Origin of the sequence: Pseudomonas cedrina subsp. cedrina (assembly GCF_001983175.1) — a bacterium.
Taxonomy (GTDB): domain Bacteria; phylum Pseudomonadota; class Gammaproteobacteria; order Pseudomonadales; family Pseudomonadaceae; genus Aquipseudomonas; species Aquipseudomonas cedrina.
In genome coordinates this window covers 213,893-234,946 of record NZ_MNPW01000005.1, presented here as the reverse complement: position 1 = coordinate 234,946, position 21,054 = coordinate 213,893, and the positions used below count along the sequence as shown (strand labels likewise).

Below are 21,054 nucleotides of genomic sequence, written 5' to 3'. Positions count from 1 at the left end.
GACATGCTGCATTTGTCCCGCCTCACTTCGCTGGCCCTGACGATCGCCCTGGTGATCGGCGCGCCCCTGGCTTTCGCCGATCAGGCCGCACCGTCCGCACCCGCCGCCACGGCCGCGACCTCTGCCGCGACCACTAGGGCGCCGTTGCCGCTGGACGAGCTGCGCACCTTTGCCGAGGTCATGGACCGGATCAAGGCAGCCTATGTCGAACCCGTAGACGACAAGACCCTGCTGGAAAATGCCATCAAGGGCATGCTCAGCAACCTCGACCCGCACTCCGCCTACCTGGGCCCGGAAGATTTCGCCGAGCTGCAGGAAAGCACCAGCGGTGAATTCGGTGGCCTGGGCATCGAAGTCGGCGCCGAAGACGGCAACATCAAGGTGGTGTCGCCGATCGACGACACGCCGGCGTCCAAGGCCGGCATCCAGGCCGGTGACTTTATCGTCAAGATCAACGGCCAGCCGACCCGTGGCCAGACCATGACCGAAGCCGTCGACAAGATGCGCGGCAAGATCGGCCAAAAGATCACCCTGACCCTGGTGCGCGACGGCGGCAACCCGTTCGACGTGACGCTGACCCGCGCGACCATCGTGGTCAAGAGCGTGAAGAGCCAGTTGCTGGAGGCGGGCTACGGTTACATCCGCATCACCCAGTTCCAGGTCAAGACCGGCGACGAAGTGGCCAAGGCCCTCGCCAAGCTGCGCAAAGACAACGGCAAGAAGCTCAACGGCATCGTGCTCGACCTGCGTAACAACCCAGGCGGCGTGCTGCAGTCGGCGGTGGAAGTGGTCGACCACTTCATCACCAAGGGCCTGATTGTCTACACCAAAGGCCGCATCGCCAACTCCGAGCTGCGCTTCTCGGCCACCGGCAACGACCTGAGCGAGAACGTGCCGCTGGCGGTGCTGATCAACGGCGGCAGTGCCTCGGCTTCGGAGATCGTTGCCGGCGCCCTGCAAGACCAGAAACGCGGTGTACTGATGGGCACCACCAGCTTCGGCAAAGGCTCGGTGCAAACCGTGCTGCCGCTGAACAACGAGCGTGCGCTGAAGATCACCACGGCCTTGTACTACACGCCGAACGGCCGCTCGATCCAGGCCCAGGGCATCGTGCCGGACATCGAGGTGCGCAAGGCCAAGATCACCAACGAGATCGACAGCGAGTACTACAAGGAGGCGGACCTGCAAGGTCATCTGGGCAATGGCAACGGCGGCGCCGATCAACCGACCGGCAGCGGCAAAAAAGCCAAGCCGATGCCACAGGACGATGACTACCAATTGGCCCAGGCGCTGAGCCTGCTCAAGGGCCTGAGCATCACGCGCAGCCGTTGATATGCGCGCGGCCCTGATCATCGCCTTGCTGTGCAGCCTGGCCGGCGTCGCCCATGCGACGACGGCCGAAGCGCCGCACAAAGCCTACCTGACCCTGATTATCGACGACCTCGGGCAAAACCTGCCCCGGGATCGTCGCGTGCTGGCCCTGCCGGGGCCGGTGACCGCGGCAATCATGCCCGACACGCCCCACGCCGCCGAATTTGCCCGCGAGGCGCACAAGGCCGGCAAGATCGTGATCCTGCACATGCCCATGGACCCGGCCACCGGCCCGTTCGCCTGGCACCCCGAGCTTCCCATCGAAGAACTCGGCAAGCGCCTGGACGCTGCATTCCAGGCCGTGCCCTTCACCGCCGGCATCAACAACCACATGGGCAGCCGCATGACCGCGCAACCACAAGCCATGGCCTGGTTGATGAGCGAGCTGCAACGACGCAACAAGTTCTTTGTCGACAGCCGCACCAGCGCGCAAACCGTCGCGGCGGCAGAGGCACAGAAGATTGGTCTGGCCCATGTTTCGCGGGATGTATTCCTGGATGACGAACGCACCGAAGCGGCGATCACCACCCAACTGCAAACCGCAATCAAGCTGGCCCACAAACAGGGCTCGGCGGTGATGATCGGCCACCCTTACCCGCAAACCCTTGCGGTCCTGGAGCGCGAGTTGCCCAAACTCAAGGCCCAGGGCGTGGAGTGGATCGATATCAGGTTGATGATCAGTGTGCGCAGCAACCAGGCGATGGCGGGTCACGGCAAAAACGGCACCTACCTTCCTGCGCATAGATAGATACAGCCCGCCCACGCGCTCACTGCTCGACAGTTGATGCTCCAATCAACTGGAGCGATTTCCATGAAACCTCTGCAATTCAACGACCTGCTCATCAGCTTTACCAGCGAGTTCCTGCCGCTGTGGAACGACAAGGGATCCAACGCGCACAAGGCCGTCGGCTTCTGGCGGCCGAGCACAACGTCGGATGTACTGAGCCCGTTTTACGCCTTGGGTGATATTGCGGTCGGTCACTATCGCAATATCAATCAAGGCAGGATCGTCGCCGTCGTGAGCGACGCGAACAAGGTCGACGGCACGGCGCTGCGTCCGCCCGTTGACTATCATCTGGTGTGGCACGATGAAGGGACTGGAGCGCATGCCAACTTTTCCATCTGGCGCCCGCTTGCCCCGCAGGGCTACGTCACGATGGGGCTGGTGTGTGGCGTCGGCTACGACAAACCCTCGCGCCATGCCGTGCGCTGTGTGCGAGAAGACCTGGTCGTGACGGCGCGAGTGGGCGAGCTGATCTGGAACGATAAAGGCAGCGGCTGCGCCAACGATTTAAGCATCTGGTCGGTCACTCCTCCCGATGCGCCCGCCGGTGAAGCTTACCTGGCGCCCGGTACCTTTCTGGGCCATGACACTTATGCCAAGCCAGGTATCGAGACCTACTCGCTGCGCCTGGCGTTGACCGCGCAGTTGAGCGACTTGCCGCCACCTCCCGCGCTCAGCGGGTATGAAAGCCCACCCGCTGATGAAAGCAGCGCCACGCTGCAAGTCTGCGAGCTGCCGTGGTTTTGTGTAAAAGACCCGGAACTGAGCGCCGTCGAACAGCTTCAGTCCTCGCCCACCTATCGACTCGAACGCACGGACCGGCACCGCCTCGGCGGCTTCGGACACAACACCGGGGCGACCCCTCAGCCGTTCATGTGGACGGCTGCCAAGGGCGAACTGGGCGGGAATGCCAGGGCGTTGGCATTCAACACCAGCGTCGACTTGAGCAAAGAGTGGTCTGCGCATCCACAGGCGTTTGAGTTGAATTTTTCGGCGCAGCTGGATCGTGATTTCACCCATACCCAACGCTCCGCGAAAGGCTGGAGTCATTCCTCGCCCCTGGAAATCATCACTTATGTGCCGCCGAGGAAGGCCGTCGCGGCTTACCTGTTGCACAGTGAATACTGCCTGCTGCGTCAGGATGGCAGCCAGGTTTCAACGACCGTCAGCTACACCAATGGCGATCACGTTTATATGAGCGAGTCACCCGACATCGAGCCGCTGCCGGATGAGGCAATCCCAACGGTAGAAACCCCGCAAGCGCAGCCGGATCTAGAGGTAACGGGCCATGATTTGATCGACGACACCCTCACTCCGTAACTGATCGAGGGCCGCTTGCAGCCTGGCCACCACGTCATCCGGCACTTCTTTGTTCAGCGCCAGATAAAGCTGGGCGCTGTTAAAGCGCAACACAGTCTTGAGTTGGGTCACCCCGACCTGGCGGGCCAGGTAACGGCCCGCCGGATCACCCGTGGCCCACAGGTCTATCTGCCCATCCACCAGCTTTTGCGCGTTGTCCTGGTCGCGCAGCGCAACAATCGGGTTGAGCCCCTGTTTCTCCAGGGTCTCGGCAATGGCATCGCCCTTGTAGGCGCCGACTTTGTAGCGGCGAGCGTGCTCAAGGTCGGCCAGTTGGATCTTGCTGTCGGCCTTGGCCAGCAGCACCCAGTCATCCGGGCCCAGGGGGCCGACCCATTTGAACAGCGCTTCGCGGTCCGGCAGGCGGGCCATCACGAACACACCGTAGCCAGGCTTTTCCAAGGCGAGTTTGTAGATTCGCTCCCAAGGGAAACGCAGGGTCAGGTTGTAGGAAATACCCGCACGCTTGAAGGCCTCGCGCACGATGTCTGCGGCAATGCCTTCGATGTTCTCGTCCTTGGCGAAGTTCTTGCCGTTTTTCGCCATGTTGTAGGGCGGGAAATTCTCGGTCAGCAGCACCAGGGAGCCACCGGATGGCTCATCGGCGTGACTTGGGCCAGCCAGAAGGACGGACGTACTGGCGAGGGCGAGCAGCAGGTGCTTGAACATGAAAGTTACCGGAATCCATGGCAAGCGCAGAGAGTGCCGCGCACTTGCCATGCTGTCCAGCCCCTTCAGCGCACAACGATACCGCGCGCCGCCATGTACGCCTTGGCCTCGGGAACGGTGTATTCGCCGAAGTGAAAAATACTCGCCGCCAGCACCGCACTGGCGTGGCCTTCGATCACGCCGTCGGCCAAGTGCTGCAGGTTGCCGACACCGCCGGATGCAATCACCGGAATGCCCAGCGCATCACTGATGGCACGGGTTACGCCCAGGTCGAAGCCGTTTTTCATGCCGTCCTGGTCCATGCTGGTCAGCAGGATTTCACCGGCGCCCAGGCCTTCCATCTTCATCGCCCACTCCACCGCGTCCAGGCCCGTCGGCTTGCGACCGCCGTGGGTGAAGATCTCCCAGCGCGGGGTTTCGCCGGGGCCGGAGACTTTCTTGGCGTCGATGGCGACCACGATGCATTGCGAGCCGAAGTGCTGCGCGGCTTCGCCGACGAACTCCGGATTGAACACCGCCGCCGTGTTGATCGAGACCTTGTCCGCGCCGGCGTTGAGCAGGTTGCGTATGTCTTGCACGGTGCGCACGCCACCGCCCACGGTCAGCGGGATGAACACCTGGCTGGCCATGCGTTCGACGGTATGCAAGGTGGTGTCGCGGCCGTCGACGCTGGCGGTGATGTCGAGAAAGGTGATTTCGTCGGCACCCTGCTCATCGTAGCGACGGGCGATTTCCACCGGGTCGCCGGCGTCACGGATGTTCTCGAACTTGACGCCCTTGACCACGCGACCGTTGTCGACGTCCAGGCAAGGGATGATGCGTTTGGCCAGCGCCATGGTCAGTCCTCAGCCGTTGTAGGCATCGCAGTAAGCCTGGGCTTCGGCGACATCCAGGGTACCTTCGTAGATCGCGCGGCCGGTGATGGCGCCGATGATGCCGGGGGCCTTGGCGTCCAGCAGCGACTTGATGTCGCCCAGGTTGTGAATGCCGCCGGAAGCGATCACCGGAATCTTCGTCGCAGCGGCCAGCGCGGCGGTGAACGGTACGTTGCAGCCCTGCATCATGCCGTCTTTGGCGATGTCGGTATAAACGATGGCGGACACGCCGTCGGCTTCGAACTGCTTGGCCAGGTCGATCACTTGCACGGTGCTGATTTCGGCCCAGCCGTCGGTGGCGACGAAGCCGTCCTTGGCATCCAGGCCGACGATCACTTTGCCTGGGAAGGCGCGGCAGGCTTCGGCAACGAACGCCGGGTCTTTTACCGCCTTGGTGCCGATGATCACGTAGCTCACACCCGCTTTGACGTAGTGCTCGATGGTTTCCAGGGAACGGATACCGCCGCCGATCTGGATCGGCAGGTTCGGGTAGCGCCTGGCGATGGCGGTCACCACTTCGCCGTTGACCGGCTGGCCTTCGAAGGCGCCGTTCAGGTCCACCAGATGCAGACGACGGCAGCCTCCTTCCACCCATTTGGCAGCCATGCTCACCGGGTCATCGGAAAAAACGGTGGAATCTTCCATGCGGCCTTGGCGCAGACGGACGCAGGCGCCGTCCTTGAGATCGATAGCGGGGATAATCAGCATCTGGCAAACCTTATTCGATATTCAGCAATGCTTGGGAAATCAGGGTTTCTCAAGCGACCACAAGTCGCTTTCGATGCTTTCGAACCTTTCTTTGAGGAGCGTCTGCGTATCGAAAATCGCCCTGTTGTAATAGTGCGGCGCCACTTCGTTGGTGAACAGCTCGAGAATCTCGGCGACCTCGAACGAGCCCAACTTGAGCTCGAAGCGGTCTTCCATGAACAGCTTGATCTTGTGGGTGGCCTCACGTTCCTGGTCGGGCGTGAGGTTCAAGATCGGCGGCTTCGGCTTCTTGGCCATTACCAACGACCGTCCCACGCGGCGAAGTTCTGCAGCAATTGCAGGCCATGGGTATGGCTCTTCTCCGGGTGAAACTGCACCGCAAACCGCGAACCGTCGGCCAATGCCGCGGCGAAGTCGACGCCGTAGTGACCGCCCCCCACCACCTGCTCCGGTAAACCTGCGGCGATGTAGTAGCTGTGCACAAAATAGAAACGCGCCATGTCCGGCACTTCGTGCCACAGCGGGTGATCCACGCACTGGCGCACTTCGTTCCAGCCCATATGCGGGACCTTCAAGTGAGCGCCGTCTTCATGCAGGTCCTTGCCGAAGAACTTCACCTGGCCCGGAAACAGGCCGATGCAGTCAACGCCGTCGTTCTCTTCACTGCTGTCGAGCAAAGCTTGCATGCCCACACAGATGCCGAGGAACGGGCGGTCCTGGCTGACTTCGCGCACCAGGCTGTCAAAGCCCAGGCGGCGGATCTCGGCCATGCAATCGCGAATCGCGCCCACGCCGGGAAACACGACCCGGTCGGCTTCGCGAATCACGTTGGCATCGCTGGTGATCAGCACCTTGCCGGCACCTACGTGCTCGAGGGCCTTGGCCACCGAGTGCAGGTTACCCATGCCGTAATCGATAACCGCGACCGTCTGCATTACAGGACGCCTTTGGTCGACGGCATTTGCCCGGCCATGCGGTCATCCAGCTCGACGGCCATGCGCAGCGCGCGGCCGAATGCCTTGAACACGGTTTCGATCTGGTGGTGGGTGTTGGTGCCGCGCAGGTTGTCGATGTGCAGGCTGACCAGGGCGTGGTTGACGAAACCCTGGAAGAATTCCTGGAACAGGTCGACATCGAAGCCGCCCACCGTGGCGCGGGTGTAGGGCACGTGCATCTGCAGGCCAGGGCGGCCGGAGAAGTCGATGACTACGCGCGACAGCGCTTCGTCCAGCGGGACATAGGCATGGCCGTAGCGACGGATGCCTTTTTTGTCGCCGATGGCCTTGGCAAATGCCTGGCCGAGGGTGATACCTACGTCTTCCACCGTGTGGTGGTCGTCGATATGCAGGTCGCCCTTGCTGACGATATCCAGGTCGATCAGCCCGTGACGGGCGATCTGGTCCAGCATGTGCTCAAGAAAAGGTACACCGATATCGAATCGGGCCTTTCCGGTGCCATCCAGGTTGATCGAGGCTTTGATCTGGGTTTCCAGAGTGTCGCGCTCGACGGACGCCATACGTTCGACCATCACCAGCTCCGCAAATCATTGGGCGAAAAAGGCAGCCATTATAGGGGCGCGGGCGCTAAACAGAAACATCGGAGGGGATAAGACTGATGGAGTGTCGGGGATAGACATGTGCATACAAGCCAACGCCAGCTTACAGGGCATGGGAGCCGGTCCCTGTGGGAGCCGGGCTTGCCCGCGATGGCATCACCTCGGTGTGTCTGAATGACCGAGGTGCCTGCATCGCAGCATAGGTATCTACACATTTTTGTAGTGAGCGGGCTTGTCCCGCGCTGGGTGGCGAAGCCGCCCCAATAGAGACACCGCGCAGTTTCAGACAAACCCAATCCGCCTGGTTTGGGGCCGCTTCGCAGCCCAGCGCGGGACAAGCCCGCTCACTACAGGGAGATTTGTCAGCCTTTGAAAGCTGTGTGGATACCTATGTGCATCGCAGGCAAGCCAGCTCCCACAGGAAGCGGGCCCACAAGCGTCTTGCGGTGTTTAGTGGAACAGCACCGCCGTCTTCTGCAGGGTCACCCACACACCCCACGCCAGCGGAATACCCACCACCAGCCACGCTGCGATCGCCAGCGGCACGGTGCCGGAGGCTGCTTTCCACTCCAGGGAAGTGGTGGCATCCGCACCTTTGTCATGGCCCAGCGCCTGTTCGGCGGCAAGTTCCGCGTCGGTCATGAAGTACTTGTCGGCCACTGGGCGAACCAGCAGGTTGCAGATGAAACCCAGCACGAGCAAACCGGCGAGGATGTACAACGTGATGTCGTAAGCTGCGGCGCGTTCAACGCCGATGCTCAGCTGATACTCACGCAGGTAGTTCACCAGCACCGGGCCCAATACGCCTGCGGCAGCCCAGGCCGTCAGCAGGCGACCGTGGATCGCGCCGACCATCTGCGTACCGAACAGATCCGCCAGGTAGGCCGGAACGGTCGCAAACCCGCCGCCGTACATCGACAGGATGATGCAGAACGCCGCCACGAACAGCGCTACGTTACCCAGGTGGCCCAGGTTCGGGATCAGCGCGTACAGGGCAAAGCCCAGGGCGAAGAACACGAAGTAGGTGTTTTTACGGCCCAGGTAGTCGGAGAACGATGCCCAGAAGAACCGGCCACCGATGTTGAACAAGCTCAACAGACCGGTGAAACCTGCCGCAATGGCCGCAATGGACGCCAATTGCCCCGCGTCCAGTTGGCCGAACGGCACGTCCACGCCCAACAGCTTGCCGCCGAACACTTCCTGCAGCAGTGGCGAAGCCATGCCGAGGATGCCGATGCCGGCGGATACGTTCAGGCACAGCACCAGCCACACCAGGCGGAACTGCGGGGTTTTCCACGCCACGTTCACATGCACGTGACGGTGGGTGATCATCGCATTGCTGGCTTTTTTCGCCGGCGCGGTCCAGCCCTCAGGTTTCCAGCCGGTCGGCGGAACGCGATAGGACAGCGCGCCGCCGATCATGAACACGAAGTAGATCGCGGCCATCACCAGGAAGCTCTGCCAGACGCCAACACTGGTCGGCGACGCAAAGTGGCCCATCAGTGCCGCGGCAAGGGGTGCACCTACCATCGCGCCGCCGCCGAAGCCCATGATCGCCATGCCGGTGGCCATGCCGCGCTTGTCCGGGAACCATTTGATCAGGGTCGACACGGGCGAGATATAACCCAGGCCCAGGCCGATACCGCCGATGACCCCGGAGCCGATCCACATCAGCCAGATCTGGTGGGTATAGATACCCAGCGACGAGATCAGCAGGCCGCCACACCAGCACAGGGCCGATACAACGCCGGCCTTGCGTGGCCCGGCATGTTCCAGCCAGCCGCCCCAGATCGCTGCCGAGCAGCCCAGGAAGATGAAGAACAGGGTGTAGATCCAGCCCAGCATGGAGATGGGCCAGTCACATTGGGACGAGAAGACTTGGGCGATAAAACTCATGTCCGGTGCGCAGGCAACCGGTTTGGTGATACCCAGCGCCTTGGACAGCGGCAGCCAGAACACCGAGAACCCGTAGGCCATGCCGATGCACAGATGGATCGCCAGGGCGGCCGGTGGAACCAGCCAGCGGTTGAAGCCGGGCTTGGCGATAATGCGTTCCTTGGACAGGAACGCAGGCTTCGCAGCAGTTGAAGCTGCCGCAGTGCTAGTGCTCATTGGTGTTTCCCCCAGTTGTTAGTATGTGTCCGTCAGGCGCTCTCTCCCTCGGCCTTGCACGCAAAGCGTGGCCGTTTTTGTTGAGTGAAGCTCCATTTACGCGCGACGATACGTCGCAGAAGGCGAACGAACGGGGCGAAGATTAGCATCAGTGAGTGCCAGAAAAACCAAAATGACATCATCTTTTTGCGATTTTTGTTTTTCTGGCGCCAGAATCCCGTTCCGCTGCCCGCGGATACAATGTAACGATCGGTGAACTGACGCAGGCCGTCGGGCGTTATACTCTGCGGCTGAATTTTCAAATCGACATACAAGGACTCGCCCATGAAAGCGTTCGGCAAAATCCTGGGTCTGGTACTCCTCGGGCTGTTGCTGATCATTGTGGCTCTAGGCTTTGCCCTGACCCATCTCTTCGATCCCAACGACTATAAAGACGAGATTCGCCAGATTGCCCGCGACAAGGCCCACATCGAGCTGACACTCAATGGCGATATCGGCTGGAGCCTGTTCCCCTGGCTCGGCCTTGAACTGCACGAAGCCAGCGTGGCAACCCTGACCAACCCGACTCAACCTTTTGCTGACTTGCAGATGCTCGGCCTGTCGGTGCGCGTGCTGCCGCTGCTGCGCCGCGAAGTGCAGATGAGCGATGTGCGTGTCGAGGGTCTGAACCTGCGCCTCAACCGCGACAAGCAAGGCCATGGCAACTGGGAAGACATCGGCAAGAACGCCCCGGTGGCTGGCGCCGACACCCCTGCCCCGTCTACACCTGCGCCCGAGGCCAAACCGGAGAAGCCGACCCAGCCGATCCGCCTGGACATCGACAGCCTGACGGTCAACAACGCCCGCATCGAATACAACGATGAGCAGACCGGCAAGCAGTTCAGCGCCGAGAGCATCCAGCTCAGCGCCGGCGCCGTGCACGAAGGCGCGAGCATTCCGGTGAAACTCACCGCTTTCTTCGGCAGCAACCAGCCGGTGATGCGGGTCAAGACCGAGCTCAACGGCAACCTGCGCATCCAGCGTGCGCTCAAGCGCTACCAGCTTGAAGACCTCAAAGTCACCGGCGAAGCCACTGGCGAGCCGCTGCAAGGCAAGACCGTGACCTTTTCGACCCAGGGCCAACTGCTGGTCGACCAGGCGGCCAACATCGCCGAATGGACCAACATGAAGCTGTCGGCCAATCAGTTGCGCGCCTTGGGCGAACTGAAGGTCAACGACCTGGACAAGACACCGCAACTGAGCGGCGCCCTGTCCATCGCCCAGTTTGACCTGGCCAAGTTCCTCGACAGTGTCGGCCACCCGTTGCCGCCTATGGCCGAGGGCAGCCTGAGCAAGGTCGAACTGGTCAGCCGTCTCAAGGGCACACCGAGCAGCGTGGCGCTGGAAGACCTGAACCTGAAACTCGACGGCAGCACCTTCACCGGTCGCGTGGCCGTCGACGATTTCGCCAAGCAATCGCTGCGCGTTCAGCTCAAGGGCGATACCTTCAACGCCGACAATTACCTGCCGGCCAAGTCTGAATCCGCCAAAGGCGCGACCGCCGCGCGCCAGGCTGAAGTGCAGAACGGCGAAGCCGGGGCCATGGCTGCCGGCGGCACCACACCGCTGCCGGAGACGCCGACCAAAGGCGCCTGGAGCACCGACAAACTGTTGCCATTGACCCGCCTGCGCACGCTGGATGTGGACGCCGACCTTGCGTTCGGCCAACTGACCCTGAGCCAACTGCCGATCCAGAATGCCGCGCTCAAGGCTTCCGGCATCGACGGCCAGCTCAAGCTCGAAACCCTCAGTGGCGGCCTCTACAACGGCACATTCCAGGCCAACGGCAGCCTTGATGTGCGCCAGGACATTCCGCTGCTGGCGCTGCAAAGCCGGATCAAGCAAGTGCCGATCGAACGCATCCTGCAAGCCCAGGGGCAGAACCCTCCGGTGAAAGGCCAGGTCACCCTGGACAGCAACCTCACCGGCCGCGGCAATAGCCAGAAAGCCCTGATCGACAGCCTCAACGGCACCGCCAGTTTCGTGATCAATAACGGTGTGTTGCTCAACGCCAACCTTGAACAGCAACTGTGCACCGGCATCGCCCTGCTCAACCGCAAGACCCTGGCCAGCGAACCACGGGGCAAGGACACCCCCTTCCAGGAACTCAAGGGCAACCTGACCTTCCGTAACGGCGTGGCCAACAACCCGGATCTGAAAGTGCGCATTCCGGGCCTGGCGGTCAACGGCAACGGCGACATCGACTTGCGTGTACTGGGCATGGATTATCGCGTCGGCATCATCGTCGAAGGCGATCAGCGCGAAGTGCCGGACCCGGCCTGTGAAGTAGGCTCCAATTTCCAGGGCATCGAAGTGCCGCTACGCTGCCGTGGCCCGCTGGAACTGGGCGCCAAGGCGTGCCGCCTGGACAAGGATGGCTTGGGCCAGGTCGCGATCAAGGCGGCGGGCAACCGCCTCAACGAGAAGCTGGAAGAGAAGCTCGACAAGGTCAATCCGAAGCTCAAAGACGCACTCAAAGGCCTGTTCAACCGATGAGAAACGAGCAATTTTCAGAGGCGGTGCTCACCTGGTACGACCGCCACGGCCGCCATGACCTGCCCTGGCAACAGGGCATCACGCCTTACCGAGTGTGGGTCTCGGAGATCATGTTGCAACAGACCCAGGTGAGTACCGTGCTCAATTACTTCGACCGGTTCATGGCCTCGCTGCCGACGGTCGAAGCCCTGGCCGCCGCGCCGGAAGATGAAGTGCTGCACTTGTGGACCGGCCTGGGTTACTACACCCGGGCGCGCAACCTGCAAAAGACCGCCAGAATTATCGTGGCCGAGTACGGCGGCGAGTTTCCCAAGGATGTCGAGAAGCTCACCGAGCTGCCCGGCATAGGCCTGTCCACCGCCGGTGCGATCGCCAGCCTGAGCATGGGCCTGCGCGCGCCGATCCTCGACGGCAACGTCAAACGCGTGCTGGCACGCTTCACCGCGCAGGAGGGCTACCCGGGCGAACCCAAGGTGGCCAAGCAGCTGTGGGCCACCGCGGAACGCTTCACGCCGCACGATCGGGTCAACGCCTACACCCAGGCAATGATGGACATGGGCGCCACCCTCTGCACCCGCAGCAAACCCAGCTGCCTGCTGTGCCCGCTGGAAAAAGGCTGCGAAGCCCACATGCTCGGCCTGGAAACGCGCTACCCGATCCCCAAGCCACGCAAGACCATCCCACAGAAGCGCACGCTGATGCCGCTGCTGGCCAATGCCGAAGGCGCGATTCTGCTTTATCGCCGCCCCTCGACGGGCCTGTGGGGCGGCCTGTGGAGCTTGCCGGAACTGGACGACCTGACAGACCTCGAACACTTGGCCCACCAGCACGCGCTGGCACTGGGCAAGCAACAGGAACTGCCGGGGCTGATCCACACTTTCAGCCACTTTCAGTTGGCCATCGAACCCTGGCTGGTCCAGGTCGAGGAATCGGCCCATCACGTGGCCGAGGCCGACTGGCTCTGGTATAACCTCGCCACCCCGCCGCGCCTGGGCCTTGCCGCCCCGGTCAAGAAACTGCTCAAGCGCGCGGCCGACGTATTGAATGCAGGAGTGTCGTCATGACCCGCACCGTAATGTGCCGCAAGTACAAAGAAGAACTGTCCGGATTGGAAAAAGCGCCGTTTCCGGGTGCCAAGGGCCAGGACATTTACGACAATGTTTCCGCCAAGGCGTGGGGCGACTGGCAAAAACACCAGACCCTGCTGATCAACGAAAAACGCCTGAATATGATGAATGCCGAAGATCGCAAATACCTGCAGGGCGAGATGGACAAGTTCTTTTCCGGCGAAGATTACGCCAAGGCCGACGGCTACGTGCCGCCTGCTCAATAATTGAGCAAAAACCAGGGTCGGCACGTAAGCGACGGTAATAATTAAATATTTTTTGAAAACTTGCTTGACGACCCCCTGAAAAACCCGTTTAATGCGCCCCGTTGCCCAGATAGCTCAGTCGGTAGAGCAGGGGATTGAAAATCCCCGTGTCGGCGGTTCGATTCCGTCTCTGGGCACCACTAATACCGAAACCCCTGATTCCGAAAGGTCTCAGGGGTTTTTTCGTTTCTGGACCTCCAAACCGAATGATGAAGGGTGCATGAAGGTTCGCTTCGAAGCCTCATGCAGGCGACTCGCAACGATTCGCCGCGCTGTCCGCTCAGCGACATTACGGCCGGTAAAGCGGGAATGCTTCCATCAGCGGCGGTATCTCCTGGCCTATCTCTGCTGCGCTGTCAGAGGGGTTGCTCGGCTTGGGAATATTCCTGGCGAAGTGAAAGATGATGGCCTGGCCGGTGGCGCCATCCTTGTAGTACTTGAAATAGCTGATCTCCGAGAATTGCCCGTCTTTGCGCAGTGACTTGGGATAAAACATCATCGCGTAATCGATCCCGGTTCTATTGTCGGTCAGCAGGACCGCCGGCATGTTCGGGTTTTCCTGTTGATGAAGCTGAATGGCGCGTTTGGCGACGTCGAGGGGCTTGAAGCGGTTCATCTCGGAAGGCACGACGGTAAAGTCCACCATTTCATTCCAGGCATCCATGCTTTCCTCTGCCGGGAAATACTCCCACAAGCCCGGCTTTTGGAATTTCAGGACGAACGTCTTGGCGCCGAACACCACCGTTTTGGTCTCGGCAATTGACGGGCTGGACATGTTGGAGGTTAGCGGCGTGGCGCAGCCGTAGAGCAGGACGAAGGCGGATAAGATTAGCAATGTGGCTTTCATTTCAATCCTTGAAAAAGTGCGTCAGCGTATTTTGCGCAACTGACAGTAGCCCAACGTCTCACTGAATACTTTCTTTATCGGGATCGAAGGTGAAGTGGCAGTACGCAAAGCAGATTGCCCATACGGCGCCCCCTCCTTAAGACTGAATGCAGTTCCATTTGAGATGCTTTTGACTTATCTGAACGGCTATTTTGAGATAGTGTAGGCCCTGAATAGTCCCTCAATGCCCGATTTACGGGCATCAGAGCACCCTCTATTTGAGATAATCAAAAAATCGCTTAGAGATATTTTTCGACATGGCCGAGTTTTTTCACCACGATCTGGAGCTTTTGAACCCCTCATTCGACTCGGGCCTGGTTGATATCCTGAGCGAACTGGAACACCTGCGCCGCCTTCAGCTAGGTGGCGATACGCCGCCAGCTGTTTTCCTCCAGCTAAAAGAGCTTTTTCATACACTGGAAAGCCTGGGCTCCGCTCGCATTGAAGGCAACCATACAACGCTTGCCGACTACATCGAAAGCAAGGTTGACGGAACAGCAGAGGGGTCTGATCAGTTGCGAGAAATCGCGAATATCGAAAAAGCCATGGACTACGTTGAAAGCATCGTACAACCAGGCGAGGACCTCACCGAATTTGCCATTCGAGAGCTTCACTCAATCACCGTTCAAGGCCTTCAACGCGAGGGTGACCGCACCCCAGGGGCTTATCGCGAGTCGGGCGTGCGTATTGCGCAGTCAGTCCACCTGCCGCCTGATGCAGTGATGGTACCGGCCTACATGCAGGAGCTGGTCGCCTTTGTGAACAAACAAGATGCGCCTAAATATGATTTGATGAAGGTCGCCCTGGCCCATCATCGATTCGGTTGGATCCATCCATTCGGCAACGGCAACGGTCGTGTCGTACGCCTTCTAACCTATGCCCTGCTGATGAAATACGGTTTCAATGTCAGTACAGGAGGCCGGGTACTCAACCCCACGGCAGTGTTTTGCATCGATCGTGAAAAATATTACGCAATGCTTTCCACTGCTGATACGGGCACCAAAGAAGGCCTTGAAGCCTGGTGCACGTATGTCCTTGCAGGTATCAGGGATGAACTGGAGAAAGTAAGCCGGCTTACCGACTACGATTACTTGACTAGGCATATCCTCGTCCCGACCGTTTCATTGGCGAGAGAGCGCGAATGGATAACACCCTTGGAAGAGAAAATCCTGACGACGGTTATTCACCTGAAAGTAGTCAAATCAAGCGATATCGCCGACGTCCTGCCAAAGCTGTCCGCACCACAGAGAACCTACCAGATCAAAAAACTGGTCGATCAAGGCATGCTGCTTCCCATCAGTACAGGTGCGCGGCAATACACGATTGGATTCTCAAACAACTACCTGATCAGAGGCGTGATCAAGTCACTGCGCGACGAGGGCTTTATCCCTGAGCAACTGGATAAGCCCTACCTATGACGAGAACGTCCGACTGGCATACCGCCCTGACTCCATGTCGAGAGCGCTCGATCAGTTCAGCAAAAACACCCTCAATGGATTGTCGTTCAACCGCCCCTCAAAGCGTGGAGTCAGTTGCTCAAGAGGTGTCCCCCTCAGCAATTCCCCATCCTTGCGCGCCACAATGACCCACGACGGGCGCGGCAACGAATTCAAACGCTCAACCTCTGCAGTGCCGACAAACACCGGCTGCTCATCATGATCCAGGTTCATCATGTAGCGCACCGCCCAGGTATCCCGGCCCAAGTCGACAAACACCAACGGCCCAGGCGTGGCGCAACGCAGTGCTTCTACCTGGCCGACAAACTGCCGGGTATCGAATTGCAGATCCTTGGCCGGCTCCACAACCGTCACCAGCAGTAACCATTGCGCCAACAAGGCGATCAGGCTGAGCCATACCAACCGCGCCGCCTGACGCCAGGCGATCAGCGCAGCCACTTGCAGCACCAGCAGCACGCCCATCAGCAGCGGCAGCGAAACGTCAGGCCAGTAACCGTGCTTCTGCCAACCGTGCCGACTGACCAGCAGTGCAACCGCACACAACGCCGGCAGCGCAGCGACAAGCATTTCGTAGCAACGGCGCACGCCCGCGAACCTGCCTTGCGCCTGAAGCAGCCCATAGGCCGCGACAGCCGCAAACATCGGCACCATCGGCAGGATGTAGTAGGCGCGCTTGAAGTGCGGCACCGACAGCCCGAGAAAAATCATCAAGCCGCAGGCACCGAGGCGCGCCAGCAATTGCACATCGCCCTCGAACCGCTCGGGCCAGCGATGACGAAGCGCAACCATCGTGGCCAGCGCCAAGGGCACCACGGGAAAGTAGCGGTACAAACTCAACTGGAAGTAGAAATAGAACGGCTCGCCGGTTTCATCGAGGCGCCCGCCTACCTGCATCTTGAACACCTCATCGGCGAATGCATCACCCCCACTGATACGCGCCAGTTTCACCAGCAGCCACCAGCAGGCCGCCAGCAACACCAGACCGATGATGCCGTGAGTCAACACTTGCTTGACCCGCTCTCCAGGCTTGCCCAGCGCCCAATAAACGCACACTACCCCGCAGACCTCGATCAGCCCCAATGGCCCGCGTATCGCAAAGCCCAGGACGAACAACGGGAACACCGCAAGCCGCTTCAAGCGCCTGCCACTGTGCAGCAGGTAAAAACTGCCCACACAGAGCAACGCCACCATCTGGTCCAGGCACACCGAGCGAGATTTTTCCAGCAGTTGAGTGGTCAGCAAGGTCAGCAGCACGGTGAGCAACGCCCACTGGCGATTTGCGGGAACCAGCAAGCGATAGATCAGGGCAACAACCCCGGCGGAGGCCAAGGCGGTGGGCAGCACATTCGCCAGGTGGTTGGGGGCGCCGAACAGCCGGGCAAATACATAGCTGAGAAACGTTGCGGCGCCCGGATAGTCGGCATAGGGCTGGCCGTAAGTGGTAGGAAAAAAGCTCGCACCGTGGCGAAACATTTCTTGCAGGAACAGCGCCCAGCGCCCGTCAAACCCTTCGGGCTGCTGATTCCATATCCCCAATGTGAACAGCAACAGGGCAAACAGGAAAATCCCTAGGGATTCCAGGCGAAAACGGTTGCGGTGATCCATCGGTTGGCCTGCCAGGTAGGGGACGCCGGCATATGGTGCCGACCACCCTCCTGTATGGCGACTGAACGGAACTGAAGATTCCCAGGTTCAGCGACCTGCGGGCCATATCCACCGCGGGATCAACCGAACGTAAATCAACTCGCCCACCAACTCGACCAGGGTTTGCAGGATCACCGCCGTGGCCGCCAACTCTCGCACATCCTCAGGCAGCGCCAATGCCAGCGGCAGCACCACCAGTGAATTGCGTGTGGACGCGCTGAACGTTACCGCTCGCGCCGTTGCCGCCGGGAGCGCAAACAACCGCGAGGCCAGCGCACCCATCAACGGCGCCAGCAACAGAAAGCCGACGTACACCGGGATCACCGGTAGCAGCAGGTTGGTATCCCGTACCACCGACGTGATCTGCGAGCCGATTACCACGAACAACACCAGCGCCATCGCCGGCACCGGCAGCCACGCCCAAGCGTCATTCCAAACACTGACGAGCGATGACCGCCGCGCCAAGGCAGTCGTGACCACCGCCAGGATCATCGGTATCACGATCAACAAAAGGAACGCCTCAACAAAAGGCCCAGCCTCCACCACCACCTCGGATTGCGCACCGAGCATAACGCTCAGATAGACCGGCAACAGCGCCAACTGCAGCAGCAATAGCACGGGCGTTGCCGCCAACATCAAGCGCGAATCACCCTTGCCGATATGGGTAAACACCACCACGTAGTCGATGCACGGCGTCAGCAACACCAGCAACGCCCCCACCAGCAACGCGGGACGCTCCGCAAGGCCACGGGTCAAGACCCACACCAGCAACGGCACCAGGATGAAATTGGCCAGCAGCAATGCTGATACAAAGCGCTTGTTGCTCAAGCCCTGGCGCAAGTGCAGAAACGGAATTTGCAGGAACATGGCATACATCAGCACCGCGATGGAGGGCGTGATCAATGCGCTGAGGTGGTGAGCAAAGAAAGGCGCGAGCAGGCCCAAGGCGGCAGCCAGGATGACGGCGCAGAAATAGATGGGAATTTGGTTGTGCTCGAGGGTGTCGCGGGTCATGAAGGCACTCTAGTAGGCCGCAAAGGTGCAAGCCTATGTATCTACTGGCACGAGGTCGAGTGGAACGGTGCGGTCAAAGTCGAGGGAAATTCCTGGCGCGTATGCAACACCGTCAGGATTTCAACCTGCTCAATCACTCGATAGACCACCAAATAGTTCGGATGAACAACCATTTCCCGAGTGCCTGACAACCTCCCTTGCTTGAATTCGGTCAGGGCGCTAATAGCCTCAGGTCGCCATTTAACGAGCAGCACGACGAGCTTGACGCCTCTCTTCTAGCATTCTCTCGACTTCGGCCATGGCTTCATCATGCGGAATACTGGGCCGAGGATCATCAATTGAAGCCTGCACCTTGGCGCGAAACCAACGGTCATAGCTGGCAGCCTGCTCTTCTGTTTCAAACTCTGAAACGATGGGAGAAAGGGGGATGCTCATAGAGACCTCCGTAATAGGTGCCTGCCAGTCTAATCTGTCCATGGTTCGCTGTCGTTTCTCTCGGATGTATGGCGCCGAAGATTAGATCGCCAGTTGAAGCCGCTACAAGTACTGGCAAATTAGCGAAGTGTTACCAGGAAAAACATACGGTGCAGACTCAATAATGATGAATCGCGGTAACGTTTGGCGAATGGGCTCTTGCACAGATTCCCTTGGGATTTCCACCAACCTGCGCTTCAATACCCCACCCAGATCCAGAACCCAGGACCTCAAGCCCATGGCTTCGCCGAACAAGCAGCAAAAACGCGCCCACCGGGCAAAGGCCAAGGCCAAGCAGAACCGTACCCAGCGCGCCGTGGCGGCCAAACCGGATGCGTTTGCCGGCGATGACAGCCGCATTGACCTTGAGTCAGTGGATTTGACCGAGCTGTTCGTGCAGATGCGCAGCGCAGGCGAGATCAGCCAGCAGGCCCTGTGCGCCGTGTTCCTGGCCCACCCGTTGCTGGCGCTGGTGCTGGAGCAGGAAGGCGAAGAGGAAGCCACCGACTTTATCCTGGCGGCGTTGATCGAGTATCGGCAGTGGGCCACGGATACCGAGGACGAAGCGGCGGCGCTGGCGTGGATTGAATCGCCGGAGTTTCAAGCGGACTACGTTGCGGCGTCTCAGGCGTTGGCAAGCGTTCAAGATTGACGCGAAACCAAATGTGGAGCGGGCTTGCTCGCGAATACGGAGTGTCAGTCGCCAGACATACTGACTGATACACCGCCTTCGCGAGCAAGCCCGCTCCCACATTTGAACTGCGGCGCATCAAGCACCGCATTTCATTCCATCAGTTCAGTACTGCAGCGCCCACCCTCTGGGCCTTGCGCCGACTGGATACAAACAACCCCGCCAGCACCACCAGCAAGCTCAGCACCCCAGTCGCAATAATCTCGACCCGGTGCGCTTCCTGGAACAGCATGATCGTCAACGTCCCCACGATGAACACCATCACCGCATAGGTCAGGCCGGGGAACAGCCACATCTTGAAGACGATCTTCTCGCCCGCCGCCACACGCTTCTGGCGCATACGCAGTTGCGACACCGCGATGACCAGGTACACGAGCAACGCGATAGCGCCGGAGCTGGCCAGCAGGAATTCGAACACCGCCGCCGGCGCCACGTAGTTGGCAAACACCGCCAGGAATGCCGCGCCAGTGGACAGCAACACCGCCCAGTAAGGCGTGCCGCTCTTGTTGGTGCGCTTGGCCACGGACGGTGCATCACCGCGACGGCCCAGGGAGAACAGCATGCGCGAAGCGGTGTACAGCGCCGAGTTCAGGCAACTGGTCACGGCAACCAACACCACCAGGTCGACGATCAGCTTCGCGTTCGGGATGCCCATGCGTTCCAGCACGGTCTGGTAGGAACCTACGGCCGCCAGCGTCGGATCGTTCCAAGGCACCAGGGACACCACGATGAAGATCGACAGCAGGTAGAACAAACCAATCCGCCAGATCACCGAGTTGGTGGCCTTGGTGATCTGCTGGCCGGGGTTCTTCGATTCGGCGGCGGCGATGGTGACGATCTCGGTGCCCATGAAGGAGAACATGGTGGTCAGGATCGCAGCCAATACGGCGCCCATGCCGTTGGGCATAAAGCCTTGGGTGTCGAACAGGTGCGAGACGCCGCTGACCTGGCTGGTCGGCAGGAAACCGAAAATCGCAGCCAGGCCGAGGATCACGAACCCTACGATCGCCACGACCTTGATCAGCGCAAACCAGAACTCGAACTCGCCGTAGTTCTTCACGCTGAACAGGTTGGTCGCCGTCAGCAGCAACGTGATGATCAGGGTAAAGGCCCAGATGGCCACATCCGGGAACCAGGCATGCAGGATGGTCGCGGCGGCGTTGGCTTCCAACGGGATCACCAGAACCCAGAACCACCAGTACAACCAGCCGATGGTGAAACCGGCCCAGTGACCGATCGCACGGTCGGCGTAGGTGGAGAACGAACCGGTGTCCGGCGACGCCACGGCCATTTCGGCCAGCATGCGCATCACCAATACCACCAGCGTGCCGGCAGCGGCATACGCCAGCAGCACGGCCGGGCCAGCGGCAGCAATCGCGTGGCCGGAGCCGACGAACAAACCGGTACCGATAACGCCGGCAATCGACAGCATGGTGACGTGACGCGGTTTGAGCCCCTGTTCGAGGTCATTGGAGCTTTGCGTACTACTCATTGACACACCTTTACGAGGAATTGCGAAAACGGTTCGCCCGGCTTGGAAGCTTTCTC

The 21,054-nt window shown here is 60.3% G+C and carries 22 protein-coding genes and 1 tRNA gene; 9 read left to right on the top strand and 14 right to left on the bottom strand.

Annotated features, from left to right (window positions below; all coding sequences use genetic code 11):
* Window positions 1–3 precede the first annotated feature (3 nt).
* The 3 genes from BLL36_RS12095 to BLL36_RS12085 all read left to right on the top strand — a co-directional run bounded on the left by BLL36_RS12095 (window position 4) and on the right by BLL36_RS12085 (window position 3,475).
* Complete coding sequence (locus BLL36_RS12095; protein ID WP_076951655.1) at window positions 4–1,332, top strand: S41 family peptidase; 1,329 nt, start codon at window positions 4–6, stop codon at window positions 1,330–1,332.
* A gap of 1 nt (window position 1,333) precedes the next feature.
* On the top strand, window positions 1,334–2,119 hold the full coding sequence (locus tag BLL36_RS12090) for a divergent polysaccharide deacetylase family protein (protein ID WP_076951654.1): 786 nt from the start codon (window positions 1,334–1,336) through the stop codon (window positions 2,117–2,119).
* Between the two features lie 63 nt (window positions 2,120–2,182).
* A complete protein-coding gene (locus tag BLL36_RS12085; protein ID WP_076951653.1) occupies window positions 2,183–3,475 on the top strand; it encodes a Vps62-related protein in 1,293 nt (430 codons plus the stop codon).
* Here BLL36_RS12085 and BLL36_RS12080 read toward each other — a convergent pair.
* From BLL36_RS12080 to BLL36_RS12045, 8 genes are all read right to left on the bottom strand, one after another.
* Window positions 3,428–4,183: a substrate-binding periplasmic protein gene (locus BLL36_RS12080; protein ID WP_076951652.1), complete on the bottom strand. Its 756-nt coding sequence runs from the start codon at window positions 4,181–4,183 to the stop codon at window positions 3,428–3,430. The two genes, BLL36_RS12085 and BLL36_RS12080, sit on opposite strands and share 48 nt — an antisense overlap.
* Before the next feature lie 65 nt (window positions 4,184–4,248).
* A complete protein-coding gene (gene hisF / locus BLL36_RS12075; protein ID WP_003171107.1) occupies window positions 4,249–5,019 on the bottom strand; it encodes an imidazole glycerol phosphate synthase subunit HisF in 771 nt (256 codons plus the stop codon).
* Window positions 5,020–5,028: 9 nt separating this feature from the next.
* Window positions 5,029–5,766 (bottom strand): 1-(5-phosphoribosyl)-5-[(5-phosphoribosylamino)methylideneamino]imidazole-4-carboxamide isomerase, encoded by a 738-nt coding sequence (gene hisA, locus BLL36_RS12070; RefSeq protein WP_065885760.1) that lies wholly within the window; start codon window positions 5,764–5,766, stop codon window positions 5,029–5,031.
* Window positions 5,767–5,805: 39 nt separating this feature from the next.
* Window positions 5,806–6,063: a DUF2164 domain-containing protein gene (locus BLL36_RS12065; RefSeq protein ID WP_076951651.1), complete on the bottom strand. Its 258-nt coding sequence runs from the start codon at window positions 6,061–6,063 to the stop codon at window positions 5,806–5,808.
* Complete coding sequence (gene hisH, locus BLL36_RS12060; RefSeq protein WP_076951650.1) at window positions 6,063–6,701, bottom strand: imidazole glycerol phosphate synthase subunit HisH; 639 nt, start codon at window positions 6,699–6,701, stop codon at window positions 6,063–6,065. Before hisH ends, BLL36_RS12065 begins: the two co-directional genes overlap by 1 nt.
* The gene (gene hisB / locus BLL36_RS12055) at window positions 6,701–7,294 is read right to left on the bottom strand and encodes an imidazoleglycerol-phosphate dehydratase HisB (protein ID WP_003237513.1); all 594 of its coding nucleotides are present in this window, start codon (window positions 7,292–7,294) and stop codon (window positions 6,701–6,703) included. The genes hisH and hisB overlap by 1 nt, the downstream gene beginning before the upstream one ends.
* Window positions 7,295–7,771: 477 nt before the next feature.
* A complete protein-coding gene (locus tag BLL36_RS12050; protein ID WP_076951649.1) occupies window positions 7,772–9,433 on the bottom strand; it encodes an OFA family MFS transporter in 1,662 nt (553 codons plus the stop codon).
* Window positions 9,434–9,465: 32 nt separating this feature from the next.
* Window positions 9,466–9,759, bottom strand: coding sequence for a hypothetical protein (locus tag BLL36_RS12045; protein ID WP_076951648.1), 294 nt, complete (start codon window positions 9,757–9,759; stop codon window positions 9,466–9,468).
* On the opposite strand from BLL36_RS12045, the gene BLL36_RS12040 reads away from it, so the two are divergent.
* The 4 genes from BLL36_RS12040 to BLL36_RS12025 all read left to right on the top strand — a co-directional run bounded on the left by BLL36_RS12040 (window position 9,758) and on the right by BLL36_RS12025 (window position 13,480).
* Window positions 9,758–11,968, top strand: coding sequence for an AsmA family protein (locus tag BLL36_RS12040; protein ID WP_076951647.1), 2,211 nt, complete (start codon window positions 9,758–9,760; stop codon window positions 11,966–11,968). The genes BLL36_RS12045 and BLL36_RS12040 overlap by 2 nt on opposite strands.
* On the top strand, window positions 11,965–13,032 hold the full coding sequence (mutY, locus tag BLL36_RS12035; protein WP_076951646.1) for an A/G-specific adenine glycosylase: 1,068 nt from the start codon (window positions 11,965–11,967) through the stop codon (window positions 13,030–13,032). The genes BLL36_RS12040 and mutY overlap by 4 nt, the downstream gene beginning before the upstream one ends.
* A complete protein-coding gene (locus BLL36_RS12030) occupies window positions 13,029–13,301 on the top strand; it encodes an oxidative damage protection protein (RefSeq protein WP_076951645.1) in 273 nt (90 codons plus the stop codon). The genes mutY and BLL36_RS12030 overlap by 4 nt, the downstream gene beginning before the upstream one ends.
* A gap of 103 nt (window positions 13,302–13,404) precedes the next feature.
* Window positions 13,405–13,480: transfer RNA gene (locus tag BLL36_RS12025), tRNA-Phe, on the top strand.
* 149 nt (window positions 13,481–13,629) lie between these two features.
* Here BLL36_RS12025 and BLL36_RS12020 read toward each other — a convergent pair.
* The gene (locus BLL36_RS12020; RefSeq protein ID WP_076951644.1) at window positions 13,630–14,187 is read right to left on the bottom strand and encodes a hypothetical protein; all 558 of its coding nucleotides are present in this window, start codon (window positions 14,185–14,187) and stop codon (window positions 13,630–13,632) included.
* A 296-nt stretch (window positions 14,188–14,483) separates the two neighbouring features.
* Here BLL36_RS12020 and BLL36_RS12015 point away from each other — a divergent pair, with 296 nt between their 5' ends.
* Complete coding sequence (locus BLL36_RS12015) at window positions 14,484–15,644, top strand: Fic family protein (protein ID WP_076951643.1); 1,161 nt, start codon at window positions 14,484–14,486, stop codon at window positions 15,642–15,644.
* Window positions 15,645–15,695: 51 nt separating this feature from the next.
* On the opposite strand, the gene BLL36_RS12010 is transcribed toward BLL36_RS12015, so the two are convergent.
* The 4 genes from BLL36_RS12010 to relB form a co-directional block, all read right to left on the bottom strand.
* The gene (locus BLL36_RS12010) at window positions 15,696–17,288 is read right to left on the bottom strand and encodes an ArnT family glycosyltransferase (RefSeq protein WP_076951642.1); all 1,593 of its coding nucleotides are present in this window, start codon (window positions 17,286–17,288) and stop codon (window positions 15,696–15,698) included.
* A gap of 87 nt (window positions 17,289–17,375) precedes the next feature.
* On the bottom strand, window positions 17,376–18,341 hold the full coding sequence (locus BLL36_RS12005) for an arsenic resistance protein (RefSeq protein WP_076951641.1): 966 nt from the start codon (window positions 18,339–18,341) through the stop codon (window positions 17,376–17,378).
* Window positions 18,342–18,382: 41 nt separating this feature from the next.
* The gene (locus BLL36_RS12000) at window positions 18,383–18,595 is read right to left on the bottom strand and encodes a type II toxin-antitoxin system RelE/ParE family toxin (RefSeq protein ID WP_090220109.1); all 213 of its coding nucleotides are present in this window, start codon (window positions 18,593–18,595) and stop codon (window positions 18,383–18,385) included.
* Complete coding sequence (gene relB, locus BLL36_RS11995; RefSeq protein ID WP_076951640.1) at window positions 18,582–18,776, bottom strand: type II toxin-antitoxin system RelB family antitoxin; 195 nt, start codon at window positions 18,774–18,776, stop codon at window positions 18,582–18,584. Before relB ends, BLL36_RS12000 begins: the two co-directional genes overlap by 14 nt.
* 277 nt (window positions 18,777–19,053) lie before the next feature.
* Between relB and BLL36_RS11990 the strand changes: the two genes are divergently transcribed.
* A complete protein-coding gene (locus BLL36_RS11990) occupies window positions 19,054–19,467 on the top strand; it encodes a hypothetical protein (RefSeq protein ID WP_076951639.1) in 414 nt (137 codons plus the stop codon).
* 139 nt (window positions 19,468–19,606) lie between these two features.
* Here the strand turns inward: BLL36_RS11990 and gabP are convergent, their stop codons facing one another.
* Window positions 19,607–20,998: a GABA permease gene (gabP, locus tag BLL36_RS11985; RefSeq protein WP_076951638.1), complete on the bottom strand. Its 1,392-nt coding sequence runs from the start codon at window positions 20,996–20,998 to the stop codon at window positions 19,607–19,609.
* Between the last annotated feature and the right edge of the window lie 56 nt (window positions 20,999–21,054).